Source organism: Pseudoalteromonas sp. TAB23, from assembly GCF_000498075.1.
In the GTDB taxonomy this organism is placed as follows: Bacteria; Pseudomonadota; Gammaproteobacteria; order Enterobacterales; family Alteromonadaceae; genus Pseudoalteromonas; species Pseudoalteromonas arctica.
The window spans coordinates 1-18,449 of sequence record NZ_AUTP01000100.1 but is presented as its reverse complement, the minus strand read 5'-3'; the positions used below and the strand labels follow the sequence as shown (position 1 = coordinate 18,449).

The 18,449-nt window shown below is 38.2% G+C and carries 15 protein-coding genes; 5 read left to right on the top strand and 10 right to left on the bottom strand.

The genetic code is table 11. The features are described from left to right. Window positions 1-263: 263 nt before the first annotated feature. The 5 genes from L654_RS0102460 to L654_RS0102435 form a co-directional block, all read right to left on the bottom strand. On the bottom strand, window positions 264-1,643 hold the full coding sequence (locus L654_RS0102460) for a VCBS repeat-containing protein (protein WP_024607167.1): 1,380 nt from the start codon (window positions 1,641-1,643) through the stop codon (window positions 264-266). A 520-nt stretch (window positions 1,644-2,163) separates the two neighbouring features. Further along, complete coding sequence (locus L654_RS0102450) at window positions 2,164-4,104, bottom strand: EAL domain-containing protein (protein WP_024607166.1); 1,941 nt, start codon at window positions 4,102-4,104, stop codon at window positions 2,164-2,166. 261 nt (window positions 4,105-4,365) lie between these two features. Further along, complete coding sequence (yghU, locus tag L654_RS0102445) at window positions 4,366-5,211, bottom strand: glutathione-dependent disulfide-bond oxidoreductase (RefSeq protein ID WP_024607165.1); 846 nt, start codon at window positions 5,209-5,211, stop codon at window positions 4,366-4,368. Between the two features lie 87 nt (window positions 5,212-5,298). Beyond that, window positions 5,299-5,880 (bottom strand): rhomboid family intramembrane serine protease, encoded by a 582-nt coding sequence (locus L654_RS0102440; protein ID WP_024607164.1) that lies wholly within the window; start codon window positions 5,878-5,880, stop codon window positions 5,299-5,301. A gap of 116 nt (window positions 5,881-5,996) precedes the next feature. Beyond that, window positions 5,997-6,680 (bottom strand): type 1 glutamine amidotransferase domain-containing protein, encoded by a 684-nt coding sequence (locus L654_RS0102435; RefSeq protein WP_007581292.1) that lies wholly within the window; start codon window positions 6,678-6,680, stop codon window positions 5,997-5,999. 157 nt (window positions 6,681-6,837) lie between these two features. Between L654_RS0102435 and L654_RS0102430 the strand changes: the two genes are divergently transcribed. Continuing rightward, window positions 6,838-7,761 (top strand): LysR family transcriptional regulator, encoded by a 924-nt coding sequence (locus L654_RS0102430; protein WP_024607163.1) that lies wholly within the window; start codon window positions 6,838-6,840, stop codon window positions 7,759-7,761. A gap of 19 nt (window positions 7,762-7,780) precedes the next feature. On the opposite strand, the gene L654_RS0102425 is transcribed toward L654_RS0102430, so the two are convergent. The 5 genes from L654_RS0102425 to L654_RS0102405 all read right to left on the bottom strand — a co-directional run bounded on the left by L654_RS0102425 (window position 7,781) and on the right by L654_RS0102405 (window position 13,679). After that, window positions 7,781-8,515, bottom strand: coding sequence for a dienelactone hydrolase family protein (locus L654_RS0102425; protein ID WP_024607162.1), 735 nt, complete (start codon window positions 8,513-8,515; stop codon window positions 7,781-7,783). Between the two features lie 243 nt (window positions 8,516-8,758). Then, entirely contained in the window at window positions 8,759-10,090 is a 1,332-nt protein-coding gene (locus L654_RS0102420) for a glycerophosphodiester phosphodiesterase family protein (protein ID WP_024607161.1), read from the bottom strand. Window positions 10,091-10,159: 69 nt separating this feature from the next. After that, window positions 10,160-11,011 (bottom strand): carboxylate/amino acid/amine transporter, encoded by an 852-nt coding sequence (locus L654_RS0102415; protein WP_024607160.1) that lies wholly within the window; start codon window positions 11,009-11,011, stop codon window positions 10,160-10,162. 114 nt (window positions 11,012-11,125) lie between these two features. After that, window positions 11,126-13,261, bottom strand: a complete 2,136-nt coding sequence (locus tag L654_RS0102410; protein ID WP_024607159.1) for a M3 family metallopeptidase — start codon at window positions 13,259-13,261, stop codon at window positions 11,126-11,128. Between the two features lie 208 nt (window positions 13,262-13,469). Further along, window positions 13,470-13,679, bottom strand: a complete 210-nt coding sequence (locus L654_RS0102405) for a hypothetical protein (RefSeq protein WP_024590275.1) — start codon at window positions 13,677-13,679, stop codon at window positions 13,470-13,472. A gap of 201 nt (window positions 13,680-13,880) precedes the next feature. Between L654_RS0102405 and L654_RS0102400 the strand changes: the two genes are divergently transcribed. The 4 genes from L654_RS0102400 to L654_RS0102385 form a co-directional block, all read left to right on the top strand. Continuing rightward, window positions 13,881-14,741, top strand: a complete 861-nt coding sequence (locus L654_RS0102400) for a mechanosensitive ion channel domain-containing protein (protein WP_007581304.1) — start codon at window positions 13,881-13,883, stop codon at window positions 14,739-14,741. 431 nt (window positions 14,742-15,172) lie between these two features. After that, the gene (locus L654_RS0102395; protein ID WP_024607158.1) at window positions 15,173-17,434 is read left to right on the top strand and encodes a TonB-dependent receptor; all 2,262 of its coding nucleotides are present in this window, start codon (window positions 15,173-15,175) and stop codon (window positions 17,432-17,434) included. A gap of 116 nt (window positions 17,435-17,550) precedes the next feature. Then, the gene (locus tag L654_RS0102390) at window positions 17,551-17,850 is read left to right on the top strand and encodes a hypothetical protein (RefSeq protein ID WP_024607157.1); all 300 of its coding nucleotides are present in this window, start codon (window positions 17,551-17,553) and stop codon (window positions 17,848-17,850) included. Window positions 17,851-17,925: 75 nt separating this feature from the next. Continuing rightward, a partial coding sequence (locus L654_RS0102385) for an HAD family phosphatase (RefSeq protein WP_024607156.1) occupies window positions 17,926-18,449 on the top strand: 524 nt, incomplete at its 3' end.

The following is an 18,449-nucleotide window of genomic DNA, read 5'->3' as shown; positions in this document are numbered from 1 at the left end:
GCCACAGAACTCATTAGAATCAGTAGATACAGACGAAGTAGTCAGCTACTTAGATGAGCTATTAACTGAGTATTCAAGCCAGTTGTCTGATGAAGATAAAGAATCAATCCTTGCATCAGTGCAAGAGAAGTTTGGTTTAAGTGAAGGCGATTCACTGCTAAATGTAACTGCTTAGGTGTTATAACTTAGAGTAAAGCTGACTGTTACTCGAAAGTCTTAAGTCCAAAGCCCAACGGTTAACTCTATTGGGCTTTTTTATTGGCTTAATTTAAGCGTGTTTCTATTTTGCTGGTGCCATCTTCTTCGGTAAATTTAAATACAAAATCTTTTTTACCGTCTTGGTTTATATCTACTAGAAGAATATCTTTATTATTTTTAGGCAGCGTTAGTTTTAATTTTGTACGCTTATCATTTAGCAGTGAGTCTTGCTCTCCGTAATAAATATACAGCGTTTTTTTACTGTATTTGTATACTGCGTCAATATAGCTGTCGCCGTTAATATCACCTAAATATAGGGCTGGCTCGGAATCATCGCCGTTCATTCCCACTTCCATTTCTAAATCAAGTTCTATACTCGATTTATTGGCAAATGAGCCGTCGGGTTGCTGCTTATAAAGGTTCATTTCTACATCTACATCAGTACTGCCACCGCCCAATGCCATAGACGCGATAGTACCTAAGCCAATATCTAAATCCATTTTTTGTAAATCAATTAAGCCATCATTATTAAAATCAGTTTTGAGCAATAACTCACTAGGGCCCTGTGTTTCAAATAAGGTAATGGGCGTATTAGTAAAGCCTTTAGCACTTCCTAGGTACAAAGTATGTGCTATTTTTATATCTAGCGAGTCCATACCTTGCGTAGGCTTAAACTGTCTGGTTGTAAAATCTAGAAATCCGTCGTTATTAATATCAATAATTTGCTTTATTTTGCGAGTTTCGCCATTGCTTAGCTCGCCTAATTCGATGTTAAAATCAATTGAGGTGAGCTTTTGCTCAAAGCCTTCTGAATTAGCAAGTAGTACATCCGCTCCAAAGTCATTTGAAAAAACCAAGTCGTTCAACCCGTCGTGGTTAAAATCAATAACAACGGGTTTATTGTTAATATTAACTTCTAGAGAAAGCCCTTTTCCTGAAAAGCTGCCTTCATACATAGGTGTTTGTTTAAATTTGTTAGGCTTAAAGCTGCCATCTTTATTTTGAATATATAAAGTACTGCTTGCTAACCCAGGGATGAAAATATCGCTTAGACCGTCGTTGTTGGCATCGAAGACAAAGTCTACTTTTTCAAATTTATCTATTTTTAATTGATTTAGAACCGACTCATAATTAAACAATAGTGTTGGTTTACCAGCTTGGGCTTTGTATACGCCATCACTTGTTAGTACGAGTGCTTGTTTATCGGTAATGTTAGCAAGTGTAGCCACATCAAACCCGATGGCATTTTTTGGTAAAGCAAGTTCACTACTTAGTGATGTGAGTAAATTGATGGCTTCTAATTGTTTTGATTCTTTATTATATGCAAATAAAATCTCTGAATCGGTTGATACTAATTCATCCGTTGTTTTTATTGCCATTGTTTGAGCTATAGCGCTAATGGGGGTAAGTAAAGTGATGAGTGAATAGCAAAGTGGTTTTATCATGCAAATCCCTTTTTTATATTTAGTTGTATCGTTACATTTTTATTATTCACTTATATAAGCAACATCAGCGCATAACTTAACGTAGGGTCCAGCACTGGCGGTTTGCTAATTAGCGTAAATTTAAACGTAATACACTTATGTAAGTTGGTTTATATTTAGCCTACGCTAATAACTATGTACTGGGTGTAAGTAATTGTAAGATTATGTTTTAAGGAGGGCTTGTTGACCTTTCAGGATTGAACTTTGTTCAACCCAAGGAAGATTTAATCGCGGCGCGAGGTTTGTAACCTAGTAACAAAGAGTCAATCTCCCCTAGGCAGAACCCTTCGGGCAGCGAATGTTTGGTATTTATGCTGCGTTATCGCCTATTTATGGGGAATAACCACACTACATAGGCTCTGTATTGCCTAAATACCAAACAGTATGCTGCAAATTTAACCTCGAAAGATAAACAAGCCCTAATAAGAAAGGTAGTGCAAAACTCATATGGCAGTTAAGCGCTTTTAGCGGGTTTTGGTTATCAACGGCACAGCTTATTTTGCTCATTTAAATAAGCATCTACAAAATCTACTTCCATCGGTTTTGAAAAGTAATAACCTTGCAGGTGAGATACACCAATATTAGTAAGCGTGTTTGCTTGTTCAATAGTTTCAACGCCTTCGGCAACAACAGTAAAATCTAAAGATGAGGCCATTTGTACAATTGCATGAATAATACTTAACCCTCTTTTATCCATATTTTGAATAAAACTTCTGTCTATTTTTACTATATCTACACCAATATCAAGCATGCTTGATAGTGATGAGTAGCCAGTTCCAAAATCATCAATTGAAATACAAAAGCCTTGTTTTTGTAGTGCTTTCACGGCTGTCAAAAACGTGATTTTATCTTCGGCAAATACTGATTCGGTAATTTCTATATGCAGATCTTTAGGCTCTACTTGATGATTTTTTACTATTTTTAATACCTTAGTTACAAAATCTGGATCTTGTAATTGGATTACCGATACATTCACGCTTACTGCAATTTTCTCCGGTAAATGATTGAATTTTTTTGCTTGTATACATGCTTGATTTATCACCCAGAGGCCCATTTGGGTTATTAACCCGTATTGCTCGGCAATAATTATAAACTCATCAGGGAAAATATTTTCACCGTCTAGTTGCCAACGTAATAATGATTCGAAAGAGGTTACTTTTGATGTTTTGCTATCTATAATTGGCTGAAATACTAGCCTTAAACTGTTTTCTTCTATAGCACTGGCTAACCGTCGACTCAACAGGTACTCTCTTTCTTGTTTTAATTTGAGTGAATCGTTATAAATATTGATGTTACCTTTAGCTATGCGTTTTTGGTGATACATCGCAGTATCAGCAGAGCGAATTAAGGTATTTAAGTCGTTCCCGTGCTCAGGGTACATGGCAATTCCAATAGTTGCTGATACCCATTTTTGATATTTATATGTTTCATGCTCGGCACCAATGCTTTGAAGCACTTTATTAGCAAACTCGATAAGCTCAGCTTGATTTTGATAGGTTGCTAAAATTAAAAACTCATCTCCGCCCCAACGGCATTTATAGAGTTGTTGGTTGCATACATTACTAATTCTCAGTGCTATTTCTTTTAATACTTTATCGCCTACTTTATGACCCAACGAATCGTTGATTTGCTTAAAACCATCTAAATCTACAAATAATAAAGCAAAGGGTTCTTTAGGGTTATCTGCTAGTTGTTTGTTTGCATTTTTTAAAAATGCGGTGCGGTTTAATAGATTTGTGAGTGGATCGGTATTCGATAAGCGGTAAATTTCTTCAGTGCGTTGTTCGACCTTGTTTTCCATTTCATTAAGCAGCTCTCTGTTTTGGTTTTTGAGCTTGATTGCACTGTGTGTAAATGTGGCTGATTTGTACGAAGAGGCAATCATGATTGTGGCAAAAGTTAAACCTAATAACCCCAATACGTGTTGGTAGTGATCGTTTGAAAGCGCTAGCAAAAAAGAGTAGGGCGCCAATAAAGTAAAACTATATAGAACAGCGGTAAAACGACTTCCAGACAGCAAATTTGCAGAGCCACCGGCAAGCGCCGATAAAATAGCGATGGTCGTAGTAACTTCCACCGTAGATGAAGTGCTATGAAACCAAAGAGCATAACCACACCAAGACACGGCTGTTGATATACAGCCAATAGCAAAGCGATTTAGATAAGAATGTGTGTTGTAAGGTTGGCGAGAATTTTGAGCTTTCAAAAAAAGCCCTACATCAATAATACGTAAAGTAAGCACGCACATCATTATGCCTAACCAGACTACTTTATCGTGGTTAGTTTTCTCATTAGTTATATCAAAAGCAAATACTAAAGCAACGCTGACTAGTACAGAGACTGCAATTCCGGAAATAGCATTCGAGTATAAAATTTTGAGCGCTTCTTTTCGCTCATTATTACTTAAATTGTTATATGGCACTAATTAAAACCTTTTTCAAAAACAACCCCTAGGAAATTAAGTAAACCATTTAGCAAATTACACTAATGCAATACTGGTAATACAAAGAGCTTAATAAGCCTTTACGCAGCTAAATAAAACTTTAATGTAAAGTAAATATAGTTTACGGGAGGGATAAAAAAAGTTTAAAAAGTAAAAAGGCTCAAAATAAATATTTATTTTGAGCCTTAAAATTATCAAGCAGGTTAAAGTGTTAACGACTTTACTTGCTGTTCTATAGATTTAACCTTCGAAATCGCTATCGTTATGGCGCTCTGCCATTTGCTCTTCTTCAGGACCCCATGTGCGATTTACGCGACGACCACGCTTTACAGCGGGGCGCTCTGATATTTGCGTAGCCCAGCGTACAACATGGGTGTATGAGGCAACATCTAAAAACTCTGCTGCATCATATAAAGCTCCAAGCACTAACGATCCGTACCACGGCCAAATTGCAATATCGGCAATTGAGTATTCATCACCTGCCATGTATTCATTTTCGCTTAAATGGCGATTTAACACGTCAAGTTGGCGTTTAGTTTCCATGGTAAAACGGTCAATAGGGTATTGCATTTTACTTGGTGCGTAGCTATAAAAATGACCAAATCCGCCACCTAAGTAAGGCGCTGAGCCCATTTGCCAAAATAGCCAGTTACGACACTCAGTTTTAGCTTTTAAATCTTTAGGTATGAGTACATCAAATTTCTCAGCCAAATACTGTAAAATAGAACCAGATTCAAAGATGCGAGTAGGCGGCGTGGTTGAATGATCCATTAGCGCTGGGATTTTTGAGTTTGGATTAATATCAACAAAGTCAGATCCAAACTGATCGCCATCACCTATGTTTATTAAATATGCGTCATAGTCTGCATCGGTGCAACCAAGCTGTAAAAGCTCTTCAAACATGATTGTAGCTTTTTGGCCATTAGGTGTCGCAAGAGAATAAAGCTGAAATGCGTGCTCACCAATAGGCAGAGTTTTGTCATGAGTCGCGCCTGCGATTGGGCGGTTAATGCTGGCAAACTTACCGCCACTTTCACTTTCCCACGTCCATACTTTTGGTGGCGTGTATTCGTTTTGATCACTCATAAATAACCTCAATGTTAAATGGAAATGTTTAATACTTACTCATAAATGTGGCCATAAAAAATTAATTAAAGGCCCTAAATATTTAATTTACCGACCTTTTAATTTATCGGCTTTTGCTAATCTATAACCTAAAAACAACCCGCTTAGCGCTCCAAATAAATGGCTTTCAAACGATACATGATAGCGCTGAGGTAAAACACCCCATATAAAACCGCTATAAAGTATAGCCACTACAACTGCAATTATAATTGATTTTAATGAGCGCCTTACTAAGCCGTAGCATAGAATAAAGCCCCATAAACCATATATAACACCGCTTAAACCAACATGTATGTTACTGCGCCCAAATGCCCAAACTAAGAGTCCACCGACTAGAGCGGTAAAAATAAATACGTTATAAAAACGTTTTACGCTGTACTGGCAAATTAGCCAGCTTAATACTACAAATGGGATCATATTACTGACAAAGTGCCACCAGCTACCATGTAAAAAAGGTGCGCATAGTATGCCAATTAATCCTTGGATACTGCGTGGATATATGCCTAAACCATTAAGATTTATGCCAGGTAGACTATTGATCACCTGTAGTACGAAGCAAATAACAACAATACTAAATATTGCGAAACGGGTACTAGTTAGTAATGACAGTGTGGTTGGCTTGGTTGCCATATAATCGCCCTAATTGACTTTAAGAGTTGCCAGTATAGGAATTGTATTTGCTAATGAAAAGCAATTAAAAAAGCACAGCATAAAATGCTGTGCTTAATTTTAATTATTACTCACTATTAACCTAATTTAGTTAATAGTTTTTTTGCAGCTAGTTCAGAGCTTGCTGGGTTTTGGCCGGTAATTACTAAACCGTCTTCTAGTGCTAATACACCCCAGTCGTCAGTTTTTTGATAATCGCCACCTTTTTTAATTAGCTCGTCTTCAACTAAAAATGGCACGATATCGGTAAGTTGCACTGCAGCTTCTTCAGAGTTAGTAAAACCAGTTACTTTTTTACCCGCTACTAATGCATTGCCATCGGCATCTTTAACATTTAAAAATGCAGCACTTGCATGACATACCGCAGCAACAGGTTTTTGCTCTTTTACAAAGCTTTCGATAAGTGAGATTGAATCAGTGTTGTCAACCAAGTCCCATAATGGACCGTGACCGCCTGGGTAAAATACAGCGTCAAAATCGCTAGATTTTACTTCACTCAACACTTTAGTGTTTGCCATAAGTGTTTGCGCTGCGCTATCTGCGTCATAACGTTTTGTTGCATCTGTTTGAAAATCAGAAAGTGTACTTGTCGGATCAATGGGTGGTTGACCGCCAGCTGGAGACGCTAATGTTACTTCAACGCCTGCATCAACAAATGCATAATAAGGGGCTGCAAATTCTTCTACCCAAAAACCTGTTTTTTCGCCAGTGTTACCAAGTTCTGCGTGAGATGTAAGAACCATAAGTATTTTTTTAGACATTGAATATATTCCTTCTGATGATTTAAATTGGTTTATCTTGCTTACCAATTACTATATGCACTAACAGAGCTTTAAACAACGATGATAAATTTAACTTTATTGGTTTAATAATTGATACAATAGAGGGGTTGAATTTAAAACACGCTACGGAGCACATATGAAGGTGTCGTTTGAGCAGTTAAAGAGCATGGTTGTATTTGCGCAAATTGTAGAGCAGGGCAGCTTAACCGCTGCTGCCAAACAGCTAGGGCTTACGCGAGCAGTTGCAAGTTATCATTTAAAAAAATTAGAAACGCAGCTTGAAGTTACTTTACTAAATCGCTCAACCCGTACCATGGCGCTCACTGAAGCAGGCATTGCTTATTATGAGCGCTGTAGAATAATTACCGAACAAGCTAATGCGGCTAATCAGCAAATAGAAAATATAAAGAGCGAGCCACAAGGTTTACTTAAAATTAGTTGCCCAGTAAATGTGGGAATGCAGTTAATTGTGCCTGCAATAAATACGTTTAAGCGCCAATACCCTAAAATTAAAATAGACTTACAGCTTACTGACGATGTGGTTGATATTATTAAAAATGGGTTTGATTTTGCAATTAGGGGAGTGGCACTGAGTGACTCCAACTTGCAGGCAACCAAGCTGACTACAATGAGCACTTGTATTTGTGGCGCGCCGGATTACTTTACACATTTTGGTAAACCTAAAACACCTTTAGAATTGGCAGATCATCAATGGGTGGTTTATCAGCTAGGAAGTAAAACGTTAACACTTTCAAAAGATGGTAAAAAACACGACATTACAATGCAAGGCGCCTTAAGTACTAATAACGCAGCTGCACGTACTGCCTTTGTAGAAGCAGGGCATGGCATTGGGCGTATTCCGCTTTACGATGCGTGGCCTAAAGTACAAGCAGGGCTACTTGAAATAATATTAGATGATTATAAAAGCAAAGATATTGAACTGTACGGGGTATTTCCGCCAGGAGCTGCGGGATCTAAAAAACTACGATTATTTATTGATTACTTAAAAGCGTATTTTGTAAAACAGCATACCGCTTTAGGTATGCTGAAAAGTAGTTAATGAGTAGTTTTTACAGCATTTATAAAGTTCGGCTAAATAATGCCACCGCTTGTTGATACATATTAATTGCAAGGGCTGCATCGTATCGCTCACCTTCATCACGCATAAAGGCATGTTGGGCATTAACTTCTTGCCATTGATAATTAATGCCTGTGTTTACACATTGCTGGTATATTTTAGTACGGCCTTCCTTTGGCACATGCGGGTCTTGTTTACCCCATATAAAGTGAATTTCGCCTTGTATATCAGCCATGCGTTCAAATGAGTTATTACCTGGTTTTGCTGGTAATGTGTCGCTGTGAATATCAGTTGCGTATAAGCAAAAAGCCGCTTTAATTTCAGGGTTTAGTGCCGCTCTGTAAGCTAAGTGACCGCCAATACATACGCCCATTGCGCCGACGGTGCCTGTGCAATAGCTTTGTAATCTAATGAAGTCGATCATAGTTTGTGTGTCACTGTCGTGGTGCTCAAGTGGCTTTGCCCACTTGTCGGCATTGCCTTTGTCTTTACCTGTATCATCATAAGCAAGCACAGTGCCCATAGGATTTAACTCGTGAAACACTTCCGGTACTAATACCACAAAGCCATGGCTTGCTAAAATAGCTGCGCTGCGTGCAATAGGTGCAGTTTGCTGAAAAATTTCAGAATAAAAAATAATAGCAGGGAACTGCCCTTGCGCCTGAGGGCGATATACGGTTGTTCGCATTAAACCTGTAGGTGTTGGCAAGTCTGCGTTATGTTGTTGAATTATCATAAAAGCGCTCAGTTAAATAAAATTATATATAATGATATGGTAACTGAGCGCGATAAAATAAACGACTTTTGTTGTCGAGTATTTATACCAACCTGCATAAATCTTTGATCAATTTAACGAATTAAATTTCACTATAACGTCGTTAAAAATTTTTTATTTAGAACAACTAGATAAAAAATTTTTGCCTAGTTCTAGCGTAATTTTCTTAACGTTAAATAGACCCCATATATAAGCAGATTGGTATTAAATACTTGCAGGCATTTTATTACAACTGGCGTAGTAACTTACCGTAGCGGGCCAATCTGAAAATATAGCCATTACACCCACGTCTTTTGCGAGTACATCAACGACCGTCATCATGTCGCCATCGTTATCTATAACATCAGCAATTGATTGATAGTAATAACCACCACCTTCATTAAGCGGACCTGAGCGCTCAAGGCTCCATGCAATAAGCTCTAAACTTGCTGCTTTTGCGTCAATTGCGTATTGTGATGGCACGATATTATTTTCGTTATCTATTGTTAGCATCATCCAAATTGGAGGGGCTAAAATTTTAACGCCGTCAGCCACAAGTTCATCCATACCAGGTTGCCATGTTTGTGGGTTACTTGGATCAAATCCGGCTTCACTGTCGCGACCATCTAGGTATACGCTTTTATCTGCAAAGTCAGGGTTAGTGTTAATCCAGTATTTTACGTCTTCAAGGTTAAACGATTGCGGGTAAACTTTTGAGGCTGGCACATTCATTTGTGTGTACTCGTCTAGCATTTTTTGCGCATATTGCTCTTGCGTCATTCCATCAAATGGCATACTTACTTGTGGCGATTTAAGTTCAGGGGTCATTTTTACACCCAGCTCATTAAACAGTGCAATGCTTTGTTTATGGGTCATCAATGTGCCGTTGGTGGCATATAAATCAGTGCGCCAACTTGGTGTACCATCCATGTAATCGGCAACGGTAGTTGCATTAGTGTTTGCACCATCCATTTTACCTTCAAGGGTTAAAAATTCCGCTAAGCTTATATCGCTGGTACAACATTTTGCAGAAGCAGCAACACCATTAGCAGGGTCTGCTGGTGTAAATGGCACACTGCATTTAGCTGCAAGTTCAGGAATGGCTAAAATATTAGTTGTGGTGTGTAAGTCGCATTGGGAGTGGCGACATACTAGTTCTTTATCGTTTGTAAATGTAACATCGCATTCAACAATGCCTGCGCCCATTCTAGCTGCAGCAATGTAGGCTTCTTTGGTGTGCTCAGGATATTGCATTGATGCACCGCGATGACCAATAGAAAAATCGGTACGGTAAAAAGGACCTTCGCTACAAGATTCTAATTGTGTTTTTAAGTTGCTGTCGCTCATATCATTGACTAAATAATAAGGACGAGTGCCTAGTTGAATATCTGGCGCATCACCGTTTGGTACTTCTACAATAACAGGCGTAGGCACTTCAACAATCTCAACTTCGGTGTTGGTAACAACCACTTCCTTTTCTACTATTTCTACATCGTCGTCGCAGCCAGCAAGTGTGGCTAACAATATACAGCTTGTAAGTAAGGTAATACGTTTCATTGTTTATCCTTAAAAAGTAAAATTTGTACTACCTTAATGATTATTAATGACAATTTAGCTACAAGTTTATTAATTTACTTTTTTATTAAGCATTTGATTCGCTAATAATGCACCTAACATTATAGCTGCACCAATACTTAACCTAACTATGTCAGCGTCTCTGTTCCAAATAAGCACGTTAACAATAATCCCTGCTGGGATAAGTAAGTTATTCATGACTGCCAGAGCTCCAACGTTGACGAGTGTTGCGCCTTTATTCCACATAAAGTAACCAAGGCCTGATGCAACAACCCCTAAATAAATCAGTATGCCCCACTGAGTAGAAGTGGTTGGTAATTTGTTTGAATTACCAAATAATGCATAACAAATTGTGGCAATAATAAGTGCGCCTATAAAAAACCATCCAAATACGGTTTTATCATCAAGCTTATTGTTCATCATTAAGCGTTTATAGGTTACTTGGCCTACAGCAAAACTTATGTTCGCACCTTGAACTAATAATAAGCCAATTATGAAATTGCTATTTAGGTTTTCGTAACGAATGGTAATTGCACCAATTACAGCAATAAGTGCGACTATAAAAAAGCGTGGGTTAAAGCGTCTGTTCAATCCATCATTTAGCAGGGTAATGTACAAAGGAGTCATTACAGTAAATAGCAGCACTTCGGGAACGGTTAAAAATAAAAATGAGTGGTAGTAAAAACTATACATAACACCAAGTTGTATAGCGCCAATCAGCATAAGCTTTAAGGCTAAAGGTTTAGGCGTTTGTTTGAGCTTTAAAAAAGGTAAAAAAATCAGTGTTGCCAGTGCTATGCGTATTAATACGCTAAACCAAGCGTCAACTTGGCCTGCTAAATACACACCAATTAAACTAAACGAAAACGCCCAAAGCAAAGTGACTGCAAATAAGTACTGCATAACCATCATCTTTTAATAAATATTGAGCTAAGTTTATCTGTTATATGTGAGGGTATAAACAATAAAAGCCCGCAAGCGGGCTTTTATAAAAGTGAGCTTAATAAATTAAGTTATTTACTCAACTAAACCACGGCGCTTAAGTAGTGCGTCGGTAGTTGGTTTTTGACCTCTAAACTCAATGTAGCTTTGCATTAAGTCGCGGCTGTTACCTTTTGATAGGATTTCTTTACGGAACTTATCACCATTTTTACGTGTTAAGCCGCCGTTGTTTTCCATATGTGCAAACGCGTCTGCTGCAAACACTTCAGTCCATAGGTACGCGTAGTAACCCGCTGAATAACCACCTGCAAATGTGTGGCTAAAGAAGTTTGATTTGTAACGCGGTGGAACAGGGTAGTAAGCAATACCGTGTTTTTCTAGCGCGTCTTGCTCAAACTTTTGAACGTCAGCTACTTTTTCATCAGAACCAAATGAATGCCATTCCATATCAAGTAGTGCAGCGGCTAAATATTCAGTAGTGCCGTAACCTTGGTTGAATTTTTGCGATTCAAGTACTTTATCAAGTAAAGCTTGTGGAATTGGCTCACCTGTTTTGTAATGCTTAGCATAGTTTGCAAGTACTGTTGGTTCAATCATCCAATCTTCATTTGCTTGCGACGGAAATTCAACAAAGTCACGCGCCGTTGCAGTACCCGCTAGGCTTGGGTATTTAACATCTGAGAATAAACCGTGTGCAGCATGACCAAATTCATGGAACATAGTAGACACTTCGTCAAACGTCATTAGCGTTGGCTCGCCTGCAGCAGGTTTTGGAATGTTCTGCGCATTGTAAATAACCGGTTTAGTGCCTTTTAAGCCGCTTTCGCTAACGTATGCACTCATCCATGCGCCGCCACGTTTACCTTCACGTGCATATGGGTCTAAGTAAAATAAACCGATGGCGCTGCCATCAGCGTTAAATACTTCGTATACGGTGACATCTTCATGATAAACAGGAAGATCTTTACGTTCTTTAAACGTAATACCGTACAGTTTGTTCATTGCAAAGAATAAGCCATCGTGAATAACCGATTGCATTTCAAAGTATGGTTTAACAAGTGCTGGGTCTAAGTTGTACTTTTCTGCACGTACTTTTTCAGCATAAAAAGTCCAATCCCATGGTTTAAGCTCAAAGCTTTCGCCTGAATCGTTAATTACTTTTTGAATCGCTGCTGCTTCAATTTTTGCTTTTTCAACTGCTTTTGGTGCTAGGTCATCAAGGATGCCGTAAACGTTATCAGTTGTTTGTGCCATACGCGACGTCATTACATAAGAAGCCCAATCTTTGTAGCCTAAAAGCTCTGCTTTTTGAGCGCGTAGGTTGGTTTCTTTAATAATAATAGGGCCGTTAGTTTTTGCTGCACGGTTTGCAGAGGCTTTAAAAATTCGCTCACGTAGGTCGCGGTTTTCAAGGCTGCTTAAAATTGGTTGTTGCGTTGTATTTACCAAAGTGATCATGTAGCCGTCTTTGCCCGCTTTTTTAGCTGAAGCTGCAAGGCCTGCAATTTCGCCTTCAGAAAGACCCGCTAATTTACTTTTATCTGTAACTACAATAACGTCTTCTTTAAACGATTTTAAAATGTTTTGTGAAAACGCAGTAGATAGCTGAGCTAGCTCTGAGTTAATTTCACGCATTTTAGCTTTTTCAGCGTCATTTAATTTAGCACCTGCTTTTACAAACTGCTTGTAGTAAAAATCAACTAGGCGTTTATCTTCTGCGTTTAATTTATCTTGATTGTCGTAAATTGTTTGTACGCGCTTAAATAATTCACCGTTTAAGTAAATATCATCTGAGTGAGCAGATAATACAGGCGCCATTTTTTCATCAATACGCTGGTATTCAGCATCTGAAATTAAACCAGATAAGTTATAAAAAGCAGCCGATACGCGATTTAATAGCTCCCCTGACAATTCCATTTTAACTAATGTGTTTTCAAATGTTGCTGGAGCAAGGTTATTAGCAATGGCTTGTACTTGTGCCGTGTGCTGTGTGATACCTGCATCGAATGCAGCTTCGTAGTCTTTTGTACCAAATTTATCAAATTCTGGTGCCATATATTGCAATGGGCTTGGCTTAAATAAAACATTGTTTGCGTTCATGTCTTGCACTTGTGCTGCGCCTTCTTTTGCCATGTTTTGTGTATCGTTAGATGAACAGGCCGATAATATTAAGGCACTAGCAATAGTAGTGGCGATCAGGGTTTTACGCATAATAACTCCATAGAAAGATTAGCCGGAATAGGCTTTGCGAGTCGAAAAACCTAGTTAACTTATCAAATTTTGGCGTTTATACAATAAAGTTTATCGGTATTAAGGGGGATTTGAACGCAAATTAGCTAATATTTAGCTTTAAGGAAGGTAAAAGTAGCTCTAAAAGTAAACACCTGAGCTACTTAATAAGTCGTTGAGTCATAATTGCTTAGTTATATCCTAGTACAAATTTTCTCTCAGAGCCAAAGTTGCTAGGTTGTTGTTGGCCAAACTCTTTGTTAATAGATGCCAGTGTTTGCTCTTGTTCTGCAAGAAGGCACAAAATTTTATTTCGGTAATCTAGGCTGCTTTCAAATAAATGTAAGTCTACCTGCGGCTGCAAAGTAGCGAGTCTTTGATTTAAAGTAAGTTGTGTCATATGTGATCTCCAGTGCTTGTACACTATTTATATAGCACTCGGTGCAATAAAGAGTTAATAAATTGTTCATAAAAAGTATATTGAACTTATTAACTTGGCGTTTTAGTTATATTATGACTGCTAAACTTACCCAACACTGAACCGCTTTCACTTTATAGCGATTTAAATTTAAAGCGCTCCTTTGCTTGTTTTGGAAAATAAATGACCTTAGAACACATAAACCAAATTCTTGCCTTTGTTGTATTTAGTTACAGCGATGTACACATTACCGTAGCAAAAATTATTAAAGTGCCTTTAATACTTTTCGCTATTTGGTTTATTGTGACGCGTATTGGCAAGCTAATAACAAAAACATTATTGGCAAAAAAGTTAAGCCAAGATGCCGTGCATTTATTTACACGTATCTACTTTATTTTAAGTATCGCTATTTTAATTTTTACATCTTTAGAAGTATTAAGCATACCGCTTACTGCGTTTGCTTTTGTTTCAGGTGCAATAGCCATTGGTGTAGGCTTTGGTGCTCAAAATATTATTAATAACTTTATTAGTGGCTGGATACTAATGTGGGAACGCCCAATACGTATTGGTGACTTTTTAGAGGTAGGCAATGCAAAAGGCGTGGTAGAAACAATTAATACTCGCTCAACGCGTATTCGCCGAAATGACGGCGTACATATGCTTATTCCTAATTCTCAATTGCTCGAAAATACAGTAACAAACTGGACGCTAATAGATGGCAATGCACGCTCATCGGTCAGTGTAGGCGTTGCGTATGGATCAGACGTGATACTGGTTAAAAAGCTTATTCAGCAAGTGCTTGATGATCATGAAGCAATATTGGCTAATCCAAAGTCATCGGTGTTATTTGATGACTTTGCAGATAGCTCGCTCGTATTTAACGCTATTTTTTGGGTGTGCGCCGAGTCTGAAACCATGCTTAGAAAAGTACGCAGTGATATTCGTTTTAGTATTTACGCTGTATTTGAAAAGCATGATGTAGTGATTGCTTTTCCGCAGCGTGATATTCATATCGACGGTGAAATTGCATTTAAGCGCTCATAGTTCAAATATAGTAAATATTAAAAGTCGCTCTTGGGCGGCTTTAAATAAAAACACAGGTGTTTCTATTTTAGGTTAACATGTAAAACAATCCCTTCTTCCTACTCCATTTTATCAAATCCAATAAAGGACATATGTCCTCAATATTAGAATTTTGCATCTAAATAGTGATAAAAACACGTGATTTTGTAGTTAAATGTTGCAAAAAAGTTTCTAATTATGTCTATATTTATGCAGTAAAATTGTCACACAATGGTATAATCTTAATCGTTCGTTCAGCCTTATAACATCGTTTTTGTACTCTCGGTAATAAGGTCCGCGCGCATGACGCAAGTCGCGAAAAATTGAACGAGCCCGCAACTTACCTTCAAGGTATAAGTAGCGCAACACAAAAAACCGTTGAACAAGAGTGCACAAAAAAGGTTAAACCCAACATGAAAGCAATGAAAAGATCTACGTTAGCTACCCTAATCAATGCAACGTTGTTCTCTGCAGTAGCAGGTACTTCATTTTCTTCTTTAGCTGCTGAAGAAAAAACAGCTAAAAAAAGTAATCAACTAGAAGTTATTCAAGTAACAGCTCGTAAACGTGTAGAAAACGCTCAAGAAGTACCAGTAGCAGTATCTGCTCTACAAGGTGATAACCTTGATGCGTATAGCTCAGCTGGTATGGATATTCGTTTTTTAAATGCGAAAATTCCAAGTTTATCTATTGAATCTTCATTTGGTCGTTCATTCCCACGCTTTTACGTTCGTGGTTTAGGTAATACCGATTTCGATTTGAATGCATCACAACCAGTATCACTTGTTGTTGATGAAGTCGTTCAAGAAAATGCAATTTTAAAAGGCTTCCCAGTATTTGATGTTGAACGCGTAGAAGTATTACGTGGTCCTCAAGGAACTTTATTTGGACGTAACACGCCAGCTGGCCTTGTTAAGTTTGATACTGTTAAACCAAGCCAAGAATTTGATGGTTATGGCTCTGTTTCATACGGTAGCCGTGGCGCTGTAGACACAAGTGGTGCTGTAGGTGGTGCTTTAACTGACCGTTTATCTGCTCGTGTTTCATTATTATGGCAAGATAAAGACGATTACATTGATAACCAAGCTCCAGGCTTTGAAGCTAAAGACGAGCAAGGTGGTTACACTGAAAAAGCGGCACGCGTTCAGTTTTTATATGAAGGCGATGATTTTACTGCTTTATTAAACTATCACACACGTGATTTAGATGGCTCGCCAATTGCCTTTCGTGCAAATGTAATTAAAACGGGTACTAATGAGCTAGTAGATAATTACGAAAGTGATGTTGTTTATCAAGATGCGGCATCTCGCTCTACTCAACAAGTAGAATCTGAAGGTGCAAGCTTAAAGCTTGAGTGGGAACTTAAAAATCACACAATTACTTCAATTTCTGCATGGGAAAGTGCTGAAATATATTCGCGCGCTGATATCGACGGCGGTTACGGTTGTGGTTTTTGTGGACAAGATAATGGTCCAAGTTTTGTACCATTTGAATCTGAAAGTGCGGATGGTATTCCAGATCACGACCAGTTAACCCAAGAACTACGTTTATCTAGTAACTTTGATGGTGATTTAAATTATCAAGTAGGTGTATTTTACTTTGATGAAGAGCTGACAATTGAAAACTTTAATTATAACACCGCTGATAATGGTGTATTAAACGGTTATGTTGAGCAGCAACAAGACACAACAGCATGGGCAGTATTCGGCTCTGTTGATTATGTAGTATCTGATGATTTAAAAGTAACAGCTGGCCTTCGTTATTCTGATGACGATAAAGATTTTGTAGCAAACCGTACTCTTAGCCCAATTGGCGGTGGTGCTTTACTAGTAGAGCGTGATGTTAGTGACGACCATGTTAGCTGGGACTTATCTGCAAATTATAAAGTAAACGATGATGTTAACTGGTACGGCCGTGTAGCAAACAGCTTCCGCGCACCTAGTTTACAAGGTCGTATTTTGTTTGGTGATGATGTAACAACAGCTGAGTCAGAAACGGTAACATCGTACGAAACAGGTATTAAATCAGACGTGTTAGATGGCCAAGGTCGTGTTAACGCGACTGTGTTTTATTACACAATGGACGACCAGCAACTTACCGCTGTAGGCGGTGGTGCTAACTTTAACCGTTTAGTTAATGCTGATAAAACGACTGGCTATGGTTTTGAGTTAGATACGCAGTGGGTATTAAGCGATGAGTTTAATGCAACGTTTAATTTAAGCTACAATAAAACAGAAATCAAAGATAGTAATCTAAGTATTGCAGCTCCTGACCGTTCAACGTTAAATATTACAGACCCAGTAGTAGACGGTAAAGTATTTCTTGATGGTAATAGCTTACCGCATGCTCCTGAGTGGATCTCTAACTTTACGCTTCGCTACACTAAAGAACTTGCCGATGGTAACTTTTTCGCAAGCGGTGATATTTCTTATCGCAGTAAAATCAATATGTTCCTTTACGAATCAGTAGAGTTTGAAGGTAAAGAGCTTATTGAAACAGGTTTGCGTACAGGTTACACATGGTCTGAAGGCGATTACGAATACGAAGTAGCCGCTTTTGTTCGTAACTTATTTGACGAGCAACAAGTTATTGGAGCTGTAGACTTTAATAACAATACGGGTATTGTTAACGAAGAACGTTACGTAGGTGCTGAGTTTAAAGTTAGATTTTTCTAACTAATAGCTAAAAGTATTTACTTTAAAAGCCTGCATTGCGCAGGCTTTTTTATTTGTATAACCCCTTTTAGAGCTGCTAAAGTAGCGCCTAATTGGTTTATTTAAAGAGAAGAGCAATGGCTGGATTTTGGAATTACCGTGTAATTTTTTGTGAAGCAACGAAAGATGAAGCAGCGCAATATCAAATACACGAAGTAGAATATAACCTGAACGGTAAAGTGACTAACTGGTCAGAAACAGGCGCAGCCCCTTTTGGTACAACACTTGATGAGTTGAAAGATGACTCAGATCGTTTAAAAACAGCATTTGAAAAGCCTGTACTTAAAGTTATGCGTAAAACGCGTGGCTATGAGCTTGTTGATGTTGATACGGGTGACGAAGCAACGGGTGAGCCACCAGCTGGCTTAACGCAATAACAACAATTTAATAAAAGGTGCTTAAGGCGCCTTTTTTATTGTCAAAATTTGGCTTAGGTTAAATAAGGAATGAGGATGACATTAGAAGCAGTATTATTTGATATGGATGGCACATTAGTTGATTCAGAAAGCATGCACTTTGTATGTTGGAGTAAACTACTTAAGCCTTATGGTGTTAGTTATTTAGAAAATGATTTTTGTCAGCGCTTTTCAGGACGACCCACTTTAGAAGCTGCAATAGAGATTAAGCAAGAGCATAACTTATCAGTAAGCGCACAGTTTTTAGCGGATGAAAAATACCGTTTATTTGGCGAATATGTAATAACACATTTACCATCACTAATGCCGTTTACTGAGCAAACGTTGAAAGCTGTAAAAGCGAGTGGCTTAAAAATGGCGCTAGTAACGGGCAGTGCTAAAAGTGAAGCTATGCCAATACTTAAAGGTTTAGGATTTTATGAGCTGTTTGACACGGTGGTAACAAAAGACGATGTAACTAATCCTAAACCTGCTGGAGACCCATATTTACTGGCACTTAAGCAGATAAATATACAGGCAGGCAATGCAATAGCCGTTGAGGATACATTTACCGGCGTTAC

What these genes read in the sequence shown, in the direction of transcription:
- L654_RS0102460 (WP_024607167.1), bottom strand. Translation starts at nt 1,643, where the DNA reads ATGATAAAACCACTTTGCTATTCACTCATCACTTTACTTACCCCCATT.
- yghU (WP_024607165.1), bottom strand. Translation starts at nt 5,211, where the DNA reads ATGAGTGATCAAAACGAATACACGCCACCAAAAGTATGGACGTGGGAA.
- L654_RS0102440 (WP_024607164.1), bottom strand. Translation starts at nt 5,880, where the DNA reads ATGGCAACCAAGCCAACCACACTGTCATTACTAACTAGTACCCGTTTC.
- L654_RS0102435 (WP_007581292.1), bottom strand. Translation starts at nt 6,680, where the DNA reads ATGTCTAAAAAAATACTTATGGTTCTTACATCTCACGCAGAACTTGGT.
- L654_RS0102430 (WP_024607163.1), top strand. Translation starts at nt 6,838, where the DNA reads ATGAAGGTGTCGTTTGAGCAGTTAAAGAGCATGGTTGTATTTGCGCAA.
- L654_RS0102425 (WP_024607162.1), bottom strand. Translation starts at nt 8,515, where the DNA reads ATGATAATTCAACAACATAACGCAGACTTGCCAACACCTACAGGTTTA.
- L654_RS0102420 (WP_024607161.1), bottom strand. Translation starts at nt 10,090, where the DNA reads ATGAAACGTATTACCTTACTTACAAGCTGTATATTGTTAGCCACACTT.
- L654_RS0102415 (WP_024607160.1), bottom strand. Translation starts at nt 11,011, where the DNA reads ATGCAGTACTTATTTGCAGTCACTTTGCTTTGGGCGTTTTCGTTTAGT.
- L654_RS0102410 (WP_024607159.1), bottom strand. Translation starts at nt 13,261, where the DNA reads ATGCGTAAAACCCTGATCGCCACTACTATTGCTAGTGCCTTAATATTA.
- L654_RS0102405 (WP_024590275.1), bottom strand. Translation starts at nt 13,679, where the DNA reads ATGACACAACTTACTTTAAATCAAAGACTCGCTACTTTGCAGCCGCAG.
- L654_RS0102400 (WP_007581304.1), top strand. Translation starts at nt 13,881, where the DNA reads ATGACCTTAGAACACATAAACCAAATTCTTGCCTTTGTTGTATTTAGT.
- L654_RS0102395 (WP_024607158.1), top strand. Translation starts at nt 15,173, where the DNA reads ATGAAAGCAATGAAAAGATCTACGTTAGCTACCCTAATCAATGCAACG.
- L654_RS0102390 (WP_024607157.1), top strand. Translation starts at nt 17,551, where the DNA reads ATGGCTGGATTTTGGAATTACCGTGTAATTTTTTGTGAAGCAACGAAA.